General features: G+C 63.9%; 17 protein-coding genes and 1 other RNA gene. 7 read left to right on the top strand and 11 right to left on the bottom strand.

Features of this window, described 5'->3' with window-relative positions:
* The first annotated feature begins 2 nt into the window (after window positions 1–2).
* The gene (locus tag SCL_RS12725) at window positions 3–887 is read left to right on the top strand and encodes a DMT family transporter (RefSeq protein WP_096361556.1); all 885 of its coding nucleotides are present in this window, start codon (window positions 3–5) and stop codon (window positions 885–887) included.
* A gap of 209 nt (window positions 888–1,096) precedes the next feature.
* A complete protein-coding gene (locus SCL_RS14410) occupies window positions 1,097–1,627 on the top strand; it encodes a hypothetical protein (RefSeq protein ID WP_096361555.1) in 531 nt (176 codons plus the stop codon).
* Window positions 1,628–1,689: 62 nt separating this feature from the next.
* Here SCL_RS14410 and SCL_RS12715 read toward each other — a convergent pair whose 3' ends face one another.
* Window positions 1,690–1,956 carry a hypothetical protein gene (locus SCL_RS12715; protein ID WP_096361554.1) on the bottom strand — a complete coding sequence of 89 codons (267 nt, stop codon included), beginning with the start codon at window positions 1,954–1,956 and terminating at the stop codon, window positions 1,690–1,692.
* Window positions 1,957–2,168: 212 nt separating this feature from the next.
* Here SCL_RS12715 and SCL_RS12710 point away from each other — a divergent pair, with 212 nt between their 5' ends.
* Genes SCL_RS12710 through SCL_RS12700 form a run of 3 tightly spaced genes read left to right on the top strand, consistent with a single transcriptional unit; the run spans window position 2,169 to window position 8,017 of the window.
* The gene (locus SCL_RS12710) at window positions 2,169–3,920 is read left to right on the top strand and encodes an ATP-binding protein (RefSeq protein ID WP_096361553.1); all 1,752 of its coding nucleotides are present in this window, start codon (window positions 2,169–2,171) and stop codon (window positions 3,918–3,920) included.
* Entirely contained in the window at window positions 3,917–5,308 is a 1,392-nt protein-coding gene (locus tag SCL_RS12705) for a sigma-54-dependent transcriptional regulator (protein ID WP_096361552.1), read from the top strand. Before SCL_RS12710 ends, SCL_RS12705 begins: the two co-directional genes overlap by 4 nt.
* Before the next feature lie 6 nt (window positions 5,309–5,314).
* The gene (locus SCL_RS12700; RefSeq protein ID WP_096361551.1) at window positions 5,315–8,017 is read left to right on the top strand and encodes a cation-translocating P-type ATPase; all 2,703 of its coding nucleotides are present in this window, start codon (window positions 5,315–5,317) and stop codon (window positions 8,015–8,017) included.
* 57 nt (window positions 8,018–8,074) lie between these two features.
* On the opposite strand, the gene rpiA is transcribed toward SCL_RS12700, so the two are convergent.
* The gene (gene rpiA / locus SCL_RS12695) at window positions 8,075–8,731 is read right to left on the bottom strand and encodes a ribose-5-phosphate isomerase RpiA (RefSeq protein ID WP_096361550.1); all 657 of its coding nucleotides are present in this window, start codon (window positions 8,729–8,731) and stop codon (window positions 8,075–8,077) included.
* An 82-nt stretch (window positions 8,732–8,813) separates the two neighbouring features.
* Between rpiA and ilvA the strand changes: the two genes are divergently transcribed.
* The gene (gene ilvA / locus SCL_RS12690; protein ID WP_096361549.1) at window positions 8,814–10,328 is read left to right on the top strand and encodes a threonine ammonia-lyase, biosynthetic; all 1,515 of its coding nucleotides are present in this window, start codon (window positions 8,814–8,816) and stop codon (window positions 10,326–10,328) included.
* Between the two features lie 340 nt (window positions 10,329–10,668).
* Here ilvA and SCL_RS12685 read toward each other — a convergent pair whose 3' ends face one another.
* From SCL_RS12685 to SCL_RS12655, 7 genes are all read right to left on the bottom strand, one after another.
* Window positions 10,669–11,253, bottom strand: a complete 585-nt coding sequence (locus tag SCL_RS12685) for a peptidylprolyl isomerase (protein ID WP_096361548.1) — start codon at window positions 11,251–11,253, stop codon at window positions 10,669–10,671.
* A complete protein-coding gene (locus SCL_RS12680; RefSeq protein WP_096361547.1) occupies window positions 11,250–11,720 on the bottom strand; it encodes an EVE domain-containing protein in 471 nt (156 codons plus the stop codon). Before SCL_RS12680 ends, SCL_RS12685 begins: the two co-directional genes overlap by 4 nt.
* Window positions 11,721–11,739: 19 nt before the next feature.
* The gene (locus SCL_RS12675) at window positions 11,740–12,552 is read right to left on the bottom strand and encodes a TIGR00282 family metallophosphoesterase (RefSeq protein WP_096361546.1); all 813 of its coding nucleotides are present in this window, start codon (window positions 12,550–12,552) and stop codon (window positions 11,740–11,742) included.
* 32 nt (window positions 12,553–12,584) lie between these two features.
* Window positions 12,585–13,175, bottom strand: a complete 591-nt coding sequence (locus SCL_RS12670; protein ID WP_096361985.1) for a 5-formyltetrahydrofolate cyclo-ligase — start codon at window positions 13,173–13,175, stop codon at window positions 12,585–12,587.
* 27 nt (window positions 13,176–13,202) lie between these two features.
* Window positions 13,203–13,390: non-coding RNA, 6S RNA (gene ssrS, locus SCL_RS12665), on the bottom strand.
* A gap of 16 nt (window positions 13,391–13,406) precedes the next feature.
* On the bottom strand, window positions 13,407–13,718 hold the full coding sequence (locus tag SCL_RS12660) for a cell division protein ZapA (RefSeq protein ID WP_096361545.1): 312 nt from the start codon (window positions 13,716–13,718) through the stop codon (window positions 13,407–13,409).
* Window position 13,719: 1 nt separating this feature from the next.
* Window positions 13,720–13,947, bottom strand: coding sequence for a TIGR02449 family protein (locus SCL_RS12655; protein WP_096361544.1), 228 nt, complete (start codon window positions 13,945–13,947; stop codon window positions 13,720–13,722).
* 113 nt (window positions 13,948–14,060) lie between these two features.
* Here SCL_RS12655 and SCL_RS12650 point away from each other — a divergent pair, with 113 nt between their 5' ends.
* Window positions 14,061–14,606: a UPF0149 family protein gene (locus tag SCL_RS12650; RefSeq protein ID WP_096361543.1), complete on the top strand. Its 546-nt coding sequence runs from the start codon at window positions 14,061–14,063 to the stop codon at window positions 14,604–14,606.
* Between the two features lie 346 nt (window positions 14,607–14,952).
* On the opposite strand, the gene SCL_RS12645 is transcribed toward SCL_RS12650, so the two are convergent.
* Window positions 14,953–15,915 carry a PA2778 family cysteine peptidase gene (locus tag SCL_RS12645; protein WP_197702637.1) on the bottom strand — a complete coding sequence of 321 codons (963 nt, stop codon included), beginning with the start codon at window positions 15,913–15,915 and terminating at the stop codon, window positions 14,953–14,955.
* Window positions 15,916–15,936: 21 nt separating this feature from the next.
* On the bottom strand, window positions 15,937–16,344 hold the full coding sequence (locus SCL_RS12640; RefSeq protein ID WP_096361541.1) for a PA2779 family protein: 408 nt from the start codon (window positions 16,342–16,344) through the stop codon (window positions 15,937–15,939).

Genomic DNA, 16,344 nt, shown 5'->3' with positions numbered 1-16,344 from the left:
CGGTGGCGCACGCGGACAACCTCCGGCGCGGCGCGCTGTTGATGCTCGCCTCGGGTCTGCTGTTCTCCGTCATGGGCGCGCTGGTCAAGTACATGTCCGCGCATCTGCCGAACGAGATGGTGGTGTTCTTCCGCAGCGTCATGGGTCTGCTGGCGCTGTTGCCATGGGTCTTGCATCGCGGCGTCGGCCACCTGAAAACCAAAAACCTGCGCGGGCATCTGTGGCGCGGGCTCGCCGGGGTGGCGGCGATGTACTGTTATTTCTACGCCATCGCGCACCTGCCGCTGGCCGAGGCCACGCTGCTCAATTACTCCACGCCGCTGTTCGTGCCGTTCATTGCCGCCGCCTGGCTGGGCGAAAAAATCCCGCGCAAGATATGGGCCGCGATCATCACCGGTTTCATCGGCATCCTGCTGATCCTGAAACCGGGCCTCGACCTGTTCACGCCGGTTTCGCTCATCGGCGTGGCCTCGGGTCTGTTTGCGGCGCTGGCGATGGTCAGCATCCGGCGCCTCACGCACACGGAGCCGACCTTGCGCATTGTGTTTTACTTCAGCCTCGTGTGCACGGCGGTGTCCGCGGTGCCGCTCGCCTGGCGCTGGCAGACGCCCGACCCCGCTTTGTGGACCCTGCTCATCTTGATGGGCGCGCTGGCGAGCCTGGCGCAATTGCTGCTGACGCGCGCCTATTCCCACGCACCGGCGGCCCAGGTCGGTCCGTTCACCTATGCCACCGTGGTGTTCGCCGCCGCCATCGGCTGGATGTTCTGGGGTGAGATCCCGGACCTGCTGTCCTTCGGCGGCACCGCGCTGGTGTGTCTGGCCGGGATTATGACCATCCGCTTTGCCGGGCAGCGCCTGCTGTCCGAGGCCAGGCTGGCGAAATAGGTTGTGAATTCCGGCGCGTGCCGCGCCGTCCTTCCGGCGCCGGCCGCCGCCGGCCGCCAGCCTGGAATCAGTCAAAAATCCGGCAAAAAAGCCGATTTATTTTGTTTGCGTTTACCTTGTCAGTCCCCATCCCTTGTCCCAAAATAAATAAACAAGCTGAACCGCGGGATGTACCGCGCCCCTCAAGACCAAGGAAACGGAGATACTCAATGGATAGTTTGGACCGAGCGATTGACCTGGTAGCGCGCTGGAAAGCCGACCGCGGCAAGCAGCGCGCCGACGTGCTGGCCCGCCTTGAAGGCGTCACCAAGGATTGCCAGGCCGCGAGCAAGGTATGGCAGGACTTCCTCGACAAGCCCGGGGCACCGGGTGGTCAATGGACCATCGTGAGCTGGGTCGGGCCGAGCCGTGCCAAACAGTTGCACGAAATCAACCTGCGGGCCAAGGCCAGCGTGAAGGAAGTGTGTCGCCTGGCCGGTCCGGCGGCGGGACGTTTTGCCGGCCTGGATGAGGACGTAATCGAGATGGCCTACCGCCAGCTCAAGCCGGGCGAGTCCGGCATCGACGCCGCCAAAACCGCGGTGGCGAATACACAGAAGTATATGGACTATTTGCGCGGGCTGATCGAGCGCGTACGCAGCGCCAAGGCCCCGGCGGCCGGGAAAAGCCCGGCGAAAAAGGCCGGGAAGAAAACCGCCGCCAAACCGGCGAAGAAAAAAGTCGCGCCCAAGAAGAAGTAGCGGCTTACAAAGCAAAGCGCCCCTTTCGGGGCGCTTTGGTGCAGCTCAAAAACTAAACGCTGTTACTTGGCAGGAGCGGCCGGGGTCGCAGGAGCGGCCGGGGTGGCCGGCGTTGCCGGGGCCGCGCCCTTCATCTCTTCTTTCTTCTCTTCCTTCTTGGCGGCTTTCTTCTTCATCTTCTTCTCTTTCTTCTCCTGCTTCGCCTCTTTCTTGGCTTCCGCCGCGGCAGCGCCGGCCGGGGCTTCATGCTTCATCGCGCTGGCGACGTGCACCATGCCGAACATCATGGCGAATGCCAGGGCAAACAGGCTGATCAGTGACTTTTTCATATCGTAAGACTCCTTAAAAAGAATAAAACAACGCGTTGGATGTCTGATGGCCCGAATGAATCAGTGCCATCATTGCCATCCCCTAGAGCAATCGCTGTGCCATGATTTTTTATTATTAAAATCAAATAGATATATATAATCCCCACGCTGCGCTATGCTTGATTTTTGTAGCAAACATCAAAATTTGTAGCCTGGGAAATTTCGAGAAACCCATGTCATTTCGTGGATTCAAGCTTGGCCGCCTGCAGCGCAAGGTGCTGCTGGTCATCTCCGTGATCGTGATTGTGCCGATGCTGGTGGCCGGCTGGCTGGCGGCCGAGTGGGTGTCGATCAGTTTCGAGAAACGCCTGCAGCAATGGATCGTCGACGCCGCGCGCGCCAACCAGAACTGGCTCGAAGCTTACCAGAACGATGCCGTCATCCTGGGACGCGTGCTGGCAGACGACCCGGCTTACGTCGGCAGGCTCGAGCGTGATCCCGCGGAGGCGATTCCGCTGCCGGTACAGCAAATCTCGCAGAAGCTCGGCATCGACCTGATTCAGCTGTACAGCCCGGAAAAGAAACTGCTGTACTCCTCGCTCCCGATGGAGGTGAAAACCCTGTGGGAACGCGGCCAGACCGAGGCCGTGCTCAAGGTGACGCGCAAAAACAAAACCATGCTGGCGGCGGTCGGCATCACGCCGATCCCGCGTCAGGGCAAACCGCGGTATTACCTCGTGCTCGGCAGTTTGCTGGGGCAGGACTTTACCGACGAACTGGCGCAGCTCACCGGCCTGAAGGCGCGTCTGTATTATCGCGAGGGCAAGAATTACTACGACCTGTTTTCAACACCCGGCCAGACCATCGCACTCAAACATCTGCCGGCTTCGACGCTGGCGCGGCTGGAGAAGGACAAGAAACCGTATTACAGCCTGGAGGCCGAGAACGGCCAGTTTCGCGGTTTGTATACGCCCATCGTGGACCCGACGGGGCGGGTCGAGGCGATCATGTTCAGCGGGCTGGAGCGCCGCGGCGTGCAGGAAGTGCTCACCAACCGCGTCACGCTGTTCCTGTCGATTTCCCTTCTCGGTGTGATCATCGGCGGCCTGGCCGGCCTGCTGCTTTCGCGCCTGGTGGTGCGGCCGCTGGAATATCTGCGCAACGGTGTGATGCAGCTCGCGGGCCAGAACTTCAGCGCCAGCGTGCCCGTCAGCTCGAATGACGAATTCGGTGACCTGGCCAAGGCCTTCAACGCCATGGCCGCGCGTCTGCGCGAAGCGCGCGACGAACAGGCGCAGCGCTTCCAGAAAGACAAGCTTACCGCCATGGGTGAACTGTCGGCGTCGCTGGCGCACGAGATCCGCAATCCCATCGGCATCATCAACACCTCGGCGGCTCTGCTCGACAAGCCGGATTACGCCCCGGAGAAGAAGGCCGAGCTGACGCGCATGATCCGCGAGGAAAGCCTGCGCGTCGCCACCCTGGTGCAGGACTTCCTGCAGCTGTCGCGCCACCGCCAGCCGGCGTTCGCGGTCATCGATCCGGCTCAGCCGCTGGAGCGCGCCCTCGAGCTGGCGCTGGCCGGCATGCCTGCGATCACGGTGCGCAAGGCCTTGCGCCACCAGGACGCCAAAATCCAGGCCGATGCCGGTCTGCTGCAGCAGGCCTGGAGCAACATCCTGACCAACGCCCTGCAGGCGATGAAGGGAAAAGAGGGAAAATTCTGGCTTAGTTCCGGCGTGGAAAACGGGAGCGTGTATCTGTCGGTCGAGGACAACGGGCCGGGCGTCCCGCCCGAGATCATGCCGCGCCTGTTCGAGCCGTTCTTCACCACCAAGGAGCAGGGCACCGGTCTCGGCCTCACCATCGCCCATACCCTGGTCGAGGCCAACGGCGGCCGGCTCGAGGCCCGGCCTCCCGAGGGCAACGGCGCCCGGTTTGTCATGCGGTTTCCGGTATATGAAGCAATGGAGATAGCGCCATGAAACGAACCGTGTTGGTGGTCGATGACGAGCAGAACATGCAGACGGTGATGCGCATGGTTTTGGAAAGCGCCGGCCACGAAGTGCTCGTGGCCGACAGCGGCGAGGCGGCGCTGGCGCAGGTGCAGAACCCGAACCTCGACGTGGTGCTGACCGATCTGCGCATGCCTGGCATGGGCGGCGAGGAATTCGTCGTGCGCTGCCGCCAGTCACGTCCGGACGTGCCGGTCATAATAATTACGGCGCATGGCACGATCCGCTCCGCGGTCAAGAGCATTCACGATGGCGCGGCCGATTACCTCACCAAGCCGTTCGAGCCGGAGCAGCTCGAGATCGCGGTGCACAACGCCATCAAGCTGCGCGACATTCTGCGGGAAAACGCCCAGCTCAAGGCCGAGGTCAGCGAGTCGCGCGGCGCCAAGCGCCTGGCCGGCGAAGGCCGCGCGGCGCGGCAATTGCTCGAGGAGATCCAACGCGTGGCGCCGTACAAGACCGGCGTGCTGATCACCGGCGAATCCGGCACCGGCAAGGAACTGGTGGCGCGCACCATCCACGAGTTGTCGCCGCGGCGCGAGCGGCCGTGGGTCGCGCTCAACTGTTCCGCCATCCCGCGCGATCTCATGGAGTCCGAGCTGTTCGGCTACGTCAAGGGCGCGTTCACCGGCGCGACCCAGAACCGTGCCGGCCGGGTCGAGCAGGCGCAGGGCGGAACGCTGTTTCTGGATGAGATCGGCGATCTCGATGCGGGATTGCAGGCAAAGCTGCTGCGCGTGCTGCAGGAGCGTGAATACTCCCCGGTCGGATCGAACCAGGTGCGCGCCGTGGATGTGCGCTTCATCGCCGCTACCAACCGCGACCTGAAGGCGCTGGTACAGGAGGGCCAGTTCCGCGAGGACCTGCTGTATCGCCTCGATGTCTACAGCATTGTCGTGCCGCCGCTGCGCCACCGGCGCGAGGATATCCCGCTGCTGGCCCAGACCTTCCTGCATGAACTGGCCGCCGAGACCGACAAGAAGATCACGGCCTTCACCCCGGCGGCGCTGGAGGCGCTGGAAGGTTATGACTGGCCCGGCAACATCCGCGAGCTGCGCAACACCGTGGAACGCTCGCTGCTGTCATGCCAGGGCAAAACCATCGACGTCGGGGATTTGCCGGCGGCGATCGCGACGCCTTCCGGAGTGGCCACTGGCGAAAAATCCGCGCTCGCCCGAATGGGCCGGAAAAATCTGGATCACTGGCTGGAAGAAGTCGAGCGTGGCGCGATCCTCGAAGCGCTGGCGCAAACCAAAGGCGTGCAGGCGCACGCGGCGAAGAAGCTGGGCATTTCGGAGCGCAGCCTGTGGCACCGCATCAAGAAGCTTAATATTCAGATCAACCGCATTATTCACTGAACCGCCATGATGGCCGATACAAACCCGCCCGCCTGGCATTCGCTGCCAGCGGAGGAGGTCGCCCGGCATCTGGATACCGACGCGCGCGCGGGCTTGAGTGCGGAAAATGCACGGGCGCGCCTCGAACAATATGGTGCCAACGAGATCCGCGAAGGCCGGCGCCGCGGGCCGCTGGCGATGTTCCTCGGGCAATTCACCGACTTCATGATCCTGGTGCTGATCGCCGCCGCCATCGTGTCGGGGCTGATCGGCGACCTGACGGACACGCTGGTGATCGTGGCCATCGTGGTGCTGAACGCCGTCATCGGTTTCGTGCAGGAATACCGCGCCGAGCGCGCCATCGCCGCGCTCAAGCAGATGGCGGCGCTGACCGCGCACGTGGTGCGCGGCGGCCAATCGCGCATGGTGCCGGCCGCCGAACTCGTGCCCGGCGACGTGGTGCGCATCGAGGCCGGCAACGCCGTGCCGGCCGATCTGCGCCTGACCGAGGCGGTGCAGCTGCGGATCGAGGAGGCGGCGCTCACCGGCGAATCCCAGCCGGTGGAAAAGCTCGAGCGCGCCCTGCGCGAACCGGACCTGCCGCTCGGCGACCGGCGCAACCTGGCGTTCAAGGGCACGCTCGTGACCTACGGCCGCGGCCGCGGCGTGGTGGTGGCCACCGGCATGGAGACCGAACTCGGCCGCATCGCGGCGCTGCTGCGCGCGGAAGGCGAGGTCAAGACGCCGCTGCAAAAGCGCCTGGCCCGCTTCGGTGCCAACCTCGCGGTCGCGGTGCTGGTGATCTGTGCCATCCTGTTCGTTACCGGCCTGCTGCGCGGCGAGCCGGTGATGCTGATGCTGCTCACAGCCATCTCGCTGGCAGTGGCCGCCATACCCGAGGCCCTGCCGGCGGTGGTGACGGTGTCGCTCGCGCTCGGCGCGCGCAAGCTGGTCAGCCAGAACGCGCTGATCCGCAAGCTGCCGGCGGTCGAGACGCTCGGCTCCGTGACCTTCATCTGTTCCGACAAAACGGGCACGCTCACCGAGAACCGCATGCGCGTGGAGCAGGTTTACGCCGATGACCAGATGCTGCAATCACTGCCGGCCGATGCCGCGGCACGGGAACCGTGGCGCACCCTCCTGACCGCGCTGGCGCTCAGCAACGACGCGCGACCGACGACGGGAGAGGAGCTCATCGGCGATCCCACCGAGGTGGCGTTGTACCTGGCCGCGCGCCAGGCTGGCGCCGACAAGGCAGTATTGAGCAAGTCGCAACCGCGGGTGGCGGAGATTGCCTTCGATTCCGAGCGCGCGCGCATGACCACCTTGCATAGGGAAGCTCTTCCAGCTCCCCCTCTCCCGCGCGAGCGGGAGAGGGTAAGGGGAGAGGGTGCAAAGGAAGGGGAGGCGGTGATTGCCTTCACCAAGGGCGCGCCGGAGCAGGTGCTGCCGCTGTGTCACGACCGCCTGGGCGCCGCCGGGGCGGAGGCGCTGGATCGTGGCGCGGTGGAGGCGCTGGTCGAACGCATGGCCGCCGACGGCCTGCGGGTGCTGGCGGTGGCCGTGCGTCGCTGGTCCGCGCTGCCGGAGCCGGCCGACACTGAAAACGTGGAGACGAAACTCACTTTCCTCGGGCTGGTCGGCCTGCTGGACCCGCCGCGCCCCGAGGCGCGCGAGGCGGTGCGGCTGTGCCGCAGCGCCGGCATCACGCCGGTGATGATCACCGGCGACCATCCGGCCACGGCGCGCAACATCGCCACGCGTCTCGGAATTATCGAACAGGATGCGGAGGTGCTTACGGGGCGGCAGTTGGCGCGCCTCGACATGGCGCAATTCGAGCAGCATGTCGAGCGCGTGCGCGTGTACGCGCGCGTGGCGCCGGAGCAGAAGATCAAGATCGTCAAGGCGTTGCAGGACCGCGGCGAATTTGTGGCCATGACCGGTGACGGCGTGAACGACGCGCCGGCGCTCAAGCGCGCCGACATCGGCGTGGCCATGGGCATCACCGGCACCGATGTCGCCAAGGAAGCCGGGCACATGATCCTGCTGGACGACAACTTCGCCACCATCGTGCGCGCGGTGCGCGAGGGCCGGCGCATCTTTGACAACATTCGCAAGTTCATCAAGTACACCATGACCAGCAACTCCGGCGAGATCTGGACCATTTTCCTGGCGCCGTTCCTGGGCCTGCCGATCCCGCTGCTGCCGATCCATATCCTGTGGATCAATCTTGTCACCGACGGCCTGCCGGGCCTGGCGCTGGCGGCCGAAAAAGAGGAACGCGGTGTCATGCAGCGCCCGCCGCGTCCGCCGAACGAGAGCATCTTCGCGCACGGCATGTGGCAGCACATCGTGTGGGTCGGCGTGCTCATGGGCGCGGCCTCGCTGTTCACCCAGGCGTGGGCGATCCACACCGGTCATGGCCACTGGCAGACCATGGTATTCACGGTGCTGACGCTGTCGCAGCTCGGCCACGTGCTGGCGATCCGCTCCGAGACCGACTCGCTGTTCGTGCAGGGGGTGTTTTCCAACCGGCCACTGATCGGCGCGGTGCTGTTCACCTTCGGGCTGCAGCTGGCGACGATCTACGTGCCCTGGCTCAACCCGGTCTTCAAGACCGAGGCGCTGACGCTCAACGAACTCGCCTTCTGCCTGGCGATGTCCACCCTGGTCTTTATCGGGGTCGAGATCGAGAAATGGCTGGTGCGCCGCGGCGTGCTGTACCGCTGAAACCACTCGCTTAATGTAGGTTGGGGTGAAGCGCACAGTGCCAAACCCCAACAACACCTACGTGAGTTTGCGCACACCCTGATCCGAGGCTAACAGTAAGACGTCCGCCGGGCGGCGCGCGAACAGACCGTTGGTGACCACGCCGGCGAGATGGTCGAGTTTTTCTTCCAGTTCCACCGGGTTCATGATCTTCAGGTTGTGCACGTCGAGGATGATGTTGCCGTTGTCGGTCTTGAAATTCTCGCGCAGCACCGGCTGGCCCCCGAGTTCCACGATCCGGCGCGCCACCAGGCTGCGCGCCATCGGGATGACCTCGACCGGCAGCGGGAACCGGCCGAGCACGTCGACGAGCTTTGAGTCGTCGGCGATGCAGACGAATTTGGCGCTGGCCGCGGCCACGATCTTCTCGCGCGTGAGCGCGCCGCCGCCGCCCTTGATCAGGTGCAGGTGTTTGGTCGCCTCGTCGGCGCCGTCCACGTACAGCGGCAGGTCGCCGGTGGAGTTGAGATCGAGCACCGGGATGCCGACTTTCTTGAGCCGGTCGGCGGTGGCGTTGGAGCTGGCCACCGCGCCGTCGAGCTTGCCCTTGATCTTCGCCAGCCCGTCGATGAAGTGATTGGCGGTGGAGCCGGTGCCGACACCGATCACCCAGCCGGATTCGACGTATTCCAGTGCCGCCAGGGCGACGGCCTTTTTCTTTTCATCCGCAGTCATGACTTTTCCGTTTGCCTGAAAGGGCGCCAGAATACCTATAAACCGTGTGATAATGAAGCGGCCGATCTGGTAAATTACAAAAATGCCCCAGAAATACCTCAAGACTATCGTCAATGCGCGCGTGTACGACGTCGCGCACGAAACCCCCTTGGAGCTCGCTCCCATCCTGTCGCGTCGCACCGGCAACCGGGTGTGGCTCAAGCGCGAGGACGAGCAGCCGGTGTTTTCCTTCAAGTGCCGCGGGGCCTACAACAAGATGGCGGGCCTGCCCAAGGCGGAGTTGAAAAAGGGCGTGGTGGCGGCCTCGGCCGGTAATCACGCGCAGGGCGTGGCGCTGGCGGCCGCGAAGCTGGGCACCAAGGCCATCATCGTCATGCCGCGCACCACCCCGCGCATCAAGATCGATGCCGTGAGCAATCTTGGCGGTAAGGTGGTACTGCACGGCGACAACTACGACGCCGCCTATGCGCATGCGCGCGAGATCGCAACGCAACGCAAGCTGACCTTCGTGCATCCCTACGACGATCCGGAGGTGATCGCGGGTCAGGGCACCATCGGCATGGAAATCCTGAAGCAGCATACGGGACCGCTGGAGGCCGTGTTCGTCCCCGTCGGCGGCGGCGGGCTGATCGCGGGCATCGCGGTGTACATCAAGCAGTTGCGCCCCGAGGTGAAAATCATCGGCGTCGAGCCGGAAGACGCCGACGCCATGGACCTGTCGCTCAAGGCCGGCAAACGCGTCCTGCTGGATCACGTCGGCATCTTTGCTGATGGCGTGGCGGTGCGCCAGGTGGGCAAGGAAACCTTCCGGCTCGCCAAACAGTTCGTGGATGAAATGGTGATCGTCAGCAACGACGAGATCTGCGCCGCCATCAAGGATATTTTCGAGGACCGTCGCATGATCCTCGAACCCGCCGGCGCGCTCGCCTACGCCGGCCTGAAGCGCTACGCCGGGCAGAAGCGGCTCAAGAACAAAAACCTCGTCGCCATCGCCTCCGGCGCCAATGTCAACTTCGACCGGCTGCGGCACGTGGCCGAGCGCGCCGAGATCGGCGAGCGGCGCGAGGCGATCTTCGCCGTCACCATTCCTGAGCGTCCCGGCGCCCTCAAAAAATTCTGCACCATCCTCGGCGATCACAATGTCACCGAGTTTAATTACCGCTTCGACGACCCGAAGAACGCGCATATCTTCGTCGGCGTGCAGGTGCCGCCGGGCACCGCGGACGCGCGCCAGCTCATGGGCGCGCTGCGCAAACACGGCTACGCCACACTCGACATGACCGACAACGAAATGGCCAAGCTGCACATCCGCCACCTCGTCGGCGGCCGCGCGCCCAATGCCGTCAATGAAATCCTCTACCGCTTCGAATTCCCGGAACGCCCCGGGGCCTTGATGAACTTCCTCGACAAGACGGGCGGGCGCTGGAATATCTCACTCTTTCACTACCGCTCCCACGGCGCCGACTTCGGCCGCGTGCTGGTCGGCATGCAGGTCCCGCCCGGGGACAAGAAGGCGTTCCAGAAATTCCTCGACGCCCTTGGCTACGAATATGCCGAGGAGACAGGGAATCCGGCGTATAAGTTGTTTTTGAGTTGATTTGTGTCTGTCATTCCGGAGAAAGCCGGAATCCAGTTATTTAATGGTTCGCGCGCCTTGCGCGCGACTCAAAAAGCATAATTGCGGTTTCCGCACCGCGGGCGGGTAACTTCTCTTTGCTCGTGCAAAGAGAAGTTACCAAGAGAAAGCACGCCCGGATGGCGCGAATACCCCGGGACCGGCTGCGATGCTCGGGCGCGCCATACGGGAGCAGAGCAAAACCCTGCCGTGGGTCAGGCACCCACAAGTATGCGTCGCCGCAGGCGACACAAATGCAAAGCCGCCCGGAGGGCGGCTTTGTTATTTACAGCCTGGATCCCAGCTTTCGCGGGGATGACGGCTACTTTTTGATCGACTCCACCTTCTGGATAATCACGTCCTTCACCGGTACGTCTTGAAATGGCCCGACCGTGTGGGTCGCGACTGACTCAATTTTCTTCACCACGTCCATGCCCTTGGTGACCTTGCCGAACACGGCGTAACCCCAGCCGCGGTCGGTTTTGTCGCGGTGGTCGAGCGCAGGGTTGTCCACGGTGTTGATGAAGAACTGCGCCGCCGCGGATTGCGGGTCGGAGGTGCGCGCCATGGCAATGGTGCCGGCGAGATTTTTCAGGCCGTTGTCGGCCTCGTTTTTGACCGGCACGCCGGTGGTTTTTTCGCGCATGCCGGGCGCGAAGCCGCCGCCCTGGATCATGAAGCCCGGGATCACGCGGTGGAAGATCATGCCGTTGTAGTAGCCGCGTTCGACATAGTTCATGAAATTCCGCACCGTCCCCGGCGCGCGCTGGGCGTCCAGTTCGAGTTCGACCACGCCCAGGCTGGTGGTCATGCGCAGGCGCGGATTGTCCGCCGGCCCCTTGGCCGCGGCCGGCAGTCCGGCGGCGGTGAACAGGAAAAGCGCAAACAGGGCAAACAGTTTTTTCATGGGAATTTCTCCTCGGCCAGTTTCAGTATCGTGTTCCATTCCTTCGCCGTGACCGGCATCACCGACAGGCGGCTGCCGCGCTGCACCAGCCGCATCTGTTTCAATGACGACTGCATTTTGATCGCGGTGAGCGTCACGGGCTTTTCGAGTTCACGCTTGAAGCGCACGTCCACCATGAACCACAGGGGCCGTTCCGGGGTGCTTTTCGGGTCGTAATGACGGTTTTCCGGGTCCCAGGCGGTGTGGTCGGGATAGGCCGCGCGCGCGACCTCGATGATGCCATAGACGCCCGGCGTCTCGCAGCTCGAATGGTAAAAAAACGCGAGGTCGCCCTTTTTCATGGCGCGCATGAAATTGCGCGCCTGGTAATTGCGCACGCCGTCCCAGTGCTCGGATCTCTTCGGGCGCGATTTGAGGTCGGTGATGCTGAACGCGTCCGGCTCGGATTTCATCAGCCAGTAATTCACGGCGCGGCTGAGTTGTCGGTCAAGCGACCTTGACCGCGGTCTGGGCGACGGATTCGGATACCCGCAGGCGCGTGATGTGGCGGCACAGGCCGGTGCTTTCGTCGAGGTCGAGCAGCACGCCGCAAATGGTGCCGATGCCTTCTGCCACTTCGAAGCGCTCCGGCAGCTTGTGCACGAAACGCTTGAGCGATTTCTGCGTGTCCATGCCGATCACGGAATCGTAGCAGCCGGTCATGCCGACATCGGTGATGTAACCCGTGCCCTTCGGAAACACGCGCTCGTCGGCGGTCGGCACATGCGTGTGCGTGCCCACCACCGCGCTTACGCGTCCGTCGAGATACCAGCCCATGGCCATTTTCTCGCTCGTCACTTCCGCGTGCAGGTCCACCAATACCATTTTAATGTCATCCGGTTTCGCCGCGAGCGCCTTGTCGGCGGCGGCGAACGGGCAGGCCAGGTGTGGATGCATGAAGACGTTGCCCATGAGGTTCAGGATGCCGACCTTGTGGCCCGCGTGGGTCGTGGCCACATGCCAGCCGGTGCCGGGCGTGCCGTCGGGATAATTGTGCGGGCGCAGCAGGCGCGGTTCGGTGGTGATGTATTCGAGCGCTTCTTTCTTGTCCCAGGCGTGGTTGCCGTTGGACAGCACGTCCACGCCCGCGGCGAACAGTTCGTTGGCGGTTTTTTTGGTGATGCCGGCGCCGTCGGCGATGTTCTCGGCGTTGGCTACGACGAGGTCGAGCTTGAAGCGCTGACGCAAACCGGGCAGTTGATCGGTGATGGCGCGCCGTCCGGGTTGACCGACCACGTCGCCGATGAAGAGCAGATTCATGATGCTTACCTTTCCGGATAAATCGGAGAACTCTAATAAAGATAGACCGCCTGGTCCGTGATGACGCCTTGCAACGGGACGTCCCAGGGATCGGCCGTCAATCCGTTGACGCGCTGGAAATCATACGCGATTCCGAGCAAATGTGGCTTGCGCCAATGGTTCCGGTGGCGCAGGAATTCCAGGCTGCGGTCGTAAAAGCCGCCGCCCATGCCCAGCCGGTTGCCCTGGTCGTCGAAGCCGACCAGGGGCATGAGGATCAGGTCGAGTTCCTGCGCGCGCACCAGATCGCGCGATTTCACCACCGGTTCGGGGATGCCGAAGCGGTTGGGAGTCAGCTTCGTTTTGGGCCCGGCCTCGGCAAACCACAGGCGGTCGTGCGACAGGCGCGACAGCACCGGCAGGTAGCAGGTCTTGCGCAGGTGACGGATGTGCTCGATCACCGGTCCGGTGTCGATCTCGCCGTCGTTCGGCAGATAGCAGGCGACGCGACGGCTGGTGAGAAACAGGCGCGTGCCGGCCAGGTTCACCGCGAGACGGCGGGCGGCCTGGTGCTGCTCATCGGCGGACAGGGCGCGGCGGCGGGCGCGCAGTTTCTGGCGCAGGTCGGATTTGTCTGTGGGCACGGAGATATTCAATGCGGAAAAATAAAGACGCCCTCCGCAGATGCCGTGTTGCCCCGTAGCCTTGAACCGTGAGGTCCAAGTTGGGTGCCTCAGAGATGCTTCAGGCTTCCCGCTACGAGGCGGGCTTGCACAACGGCATCTACAATCCGGCTCCCGTTAAAAGCACTTATAGGTTCAGAGGATAACTGGAGCAATCACGCGCACCGCAGGGGGCGCACTTCAACTATATACCTATTGGCGGGTTTGTGCATCCCAGCGCAGGGCGGCGTCGATCTTGGTCTGGAGGAATTTGATTTTCTGCACTGTATCAACGGCCATGCCGCCACGCTGGCGCAGATCGAGAAGTTCGTGCGCGATATTGAGCGCCGCCATGACGGCGGTACGCTCGGTGCCGATGACCTTGCCGGTGGACTGGATCTCGCGCATTTTCTTGTCGAGATAGCCGGCGGCGGCGACCAGCGCCGCGCGTTCGTCCTCGGGACAGGCCACCATGAATTCCTTGCCGAGGATGGTGACGGTCACGCCGTCGCGGTTTTCCTTCACGTCAGCTGCGCTCCAGCGCCTTGAGGCGGTCGATCATGGTTTCGATGCGTGCGCGGGCGTGACGGGTTTTTTCCATCAGGCGCGCGTGCTGCTCGCTGAGACTGTCCTGGTCCGACTTGAGCGCCTGGTTTTCGTTTTTCAGGCGCCGGCAGGTCTCGATGAGTTCGTCGATGCGGCTCTCGAGAATCTTGAGGTCCGTGCTGTCCAGACGGGAATCATCGCTTGCCATGTCGCACACTATATGACCGGCGCCGGTACGGGTCAACGCTTCCGGTCGCCGACGGAGGGGTGTAAACTTTTCTTCCCCTCACCGCCGACCGCTGCGCGCGTCCCGACCCCGCCGTGGAAAACACACCCGACTTTCCCGCCTATGACGACGCCGCGCGGCTGCTGCACGAGGCCGGCGTGACGACCAGCCCTGCCGAAGTGCACGGCATCATCGCCGGCGTGTTGTGCGCGCCCCAGGGCGCGCGCGTGGCCTGGCAGGAGCTGGTGCTGGGCCGTGACGTGCCGATGCCGCCGCCCCTGGCGCAAGTGCTCACGTCACTGCACCGCGCGACCCATGCCCATTTGAACGGGATGGAGTGCGATTTTGCCCTGCTGCTGCCGGACGACGAACACGGCCTGGCCGGGCAGATCGAGGGCCTGTCCGACTGGTGCCGCGGCTACCTGCTGGGGCTGCACGCCGGCGGCGTGAAGCAGGGGCAGACCCTGCCCGGCGACGCCGGCGAGATCATCCGCGACATCACGAGCATTTCCGAGGCCGATCTGGACGCCTCCGGGGCCGGTGAAGAGGAGGCGCGGGCGCTGACGGAGATCGTGGAATACCTGCGGGTGGGGGTGCAGCTGGTGTTCGAGGAATTGCAGCCGCCGGTGGCGAAGCATTAAAAAACAATAGACAGGATTAAGCAGGGCGAGCCGGAAACAGACGAAGACACTTAACGTGTCTTCGTCCCGGCGAGCGCCCCGCCACGGATGGCGGGGCCGTGTGTATCGAAGCCTTCATGGCCACGCCAAGGACGGCATGCGCGCCTTCCCTGGCGTCGCGACAGAGGCTTCGTTTTACCCCGGCCCGCACTTCTCGCTGCGCATTCCATGCTTCGCTCGAAGTCCAGCCCGGCCATCCCTGGCCGGGCGTTCGTCGCTGTCGCGACTCACCCCTGTGCGGGCGCTCAGCGGCGCCGATGTACGTTAAGTACATCGGCGACAACCCCGCTTCGCCCTGTGAATCCTGTCAATTTTTGTTTTCGATTTTTGTCTCTATTTGCTTCAAAGTTTCACGGAAGGTTTTGTGTTGCGGTCCGCCGAGTTCCACCGCGCGCTGTGCCGCGGCCTGCGCCTCCGGCAGGCGGCCCTGATCTGCAAGCGTCTGCGCCAGATTGTTGAACGTCGCGCCGGCATCGGGATGATCCTGCGTCGCCCGCCGGAAGGCTTCCTCCGCGCCGCGCAGGTCGCCCAGCGCGTAGCGGCTGTTGCCGAGACCCATGCGCGCCGCGAGGCTCTTCGGCCAGCGCGTGAGCGCCGTGGCATAGGCCGTCGCCGTTTCCGGCCAGCGTGACAGGCGCTCGAGCGGCGCGACCGCCTGCACGTAGGGAATCTCCTCGGCGGTGAACGGCAGGCGGTCGGGCGACAGCACCACCAGCGCCCAGTAATTCGAGCGGCGCCAAGTACGCTCGAAGACCTTGAACGGCGTCTCGTGGCGCTCAATCGGCCCGGAGCGCAGTATCACGCGGTCACGCTTCAGGTCGAATCCGACCACCACGGCGTAATGCCATTTCGGGTACCACGGCAGGCTCAGGTTTTGCAGCACCAGCACCGGGTTGCCGGACGATACCTCGGCCAGCAGCGTTTCCAGCTGCGGCTGCAACACGTAGGGAACGCGCCCGTGGCGGCGCGCGGTGCCGAGCAGTTCCAGTTGCAGGCTGCCGCGGCGCTCGGGCAGGTACATCTGCGGTGCGAGTTCCGCGGGCGTGATGCTGACGCCGCTCCAGTTGAGCACCGTTGCCAGCGCCGCCGGGCCGCACTGGTATTCCTCCTGCGGGAAAAACGGAACCGCGGTCAATTCGACCGGTTCCGGCAGCGCCCCGGCGGTGGCGAGTATCCGGTCCGTGTGCAGTGAGGCGCAGCCCGATACAAGCAGAGCCGTCAGAATGAAAAAACCGCCCGTGAAAAACCGGGCGGTCTGGGTACGACTCACGCGAGCCATCTCCAACGACGACTAGCGGCGCTGCGGATGCTTGACGAAGGGATAAACGTTGGTGAATCCCAGAATGTCCGTGATCAGCAGCAGGACGAAGATGAATACCAGCAAGCCGAGGGCGTCACCGCCGGCCGGCAGCTGATCCATCTTGGCGGCCAGCGTCTGGACTTCCTCGTCCGTCAGGCTGTCGAGACGCGCCTGTACCTGCGCCGGATCGACACCGCGGGCCACGAGTTGCTGCTGCACGTCGGCGCGGTTCAGCGTGCTCAAGACGCGCTCGCGGTTCTGTTGCGCCTGGGCCGCGTTGACCACCGTTTCGGTGCCGACCATGGCGGCGTTGGCGGCGGGCAGGTGCAGGCTGAGTGCCAGCAAACCGAGGACGACCAGATGGCTGACGGGTTTGGTGAGGCGGCGAATTTTATCCAT

This window comes from Sulfuricaulis limicola (genome assembly GCF_002355735.1).
Lineage (GTDB): Bacteria > Pseudomonadota > Gammaproteobacteria > Acidiferrobacterales > Sulfurifustaceae > Sulfuricaulis > Sulfuricaulis limicola.
The sequence above is the reverse complement of the archived record's forward strand: the minus strand, read 5'-3'. Positions and strand labels throughout refer to the sequence as shown.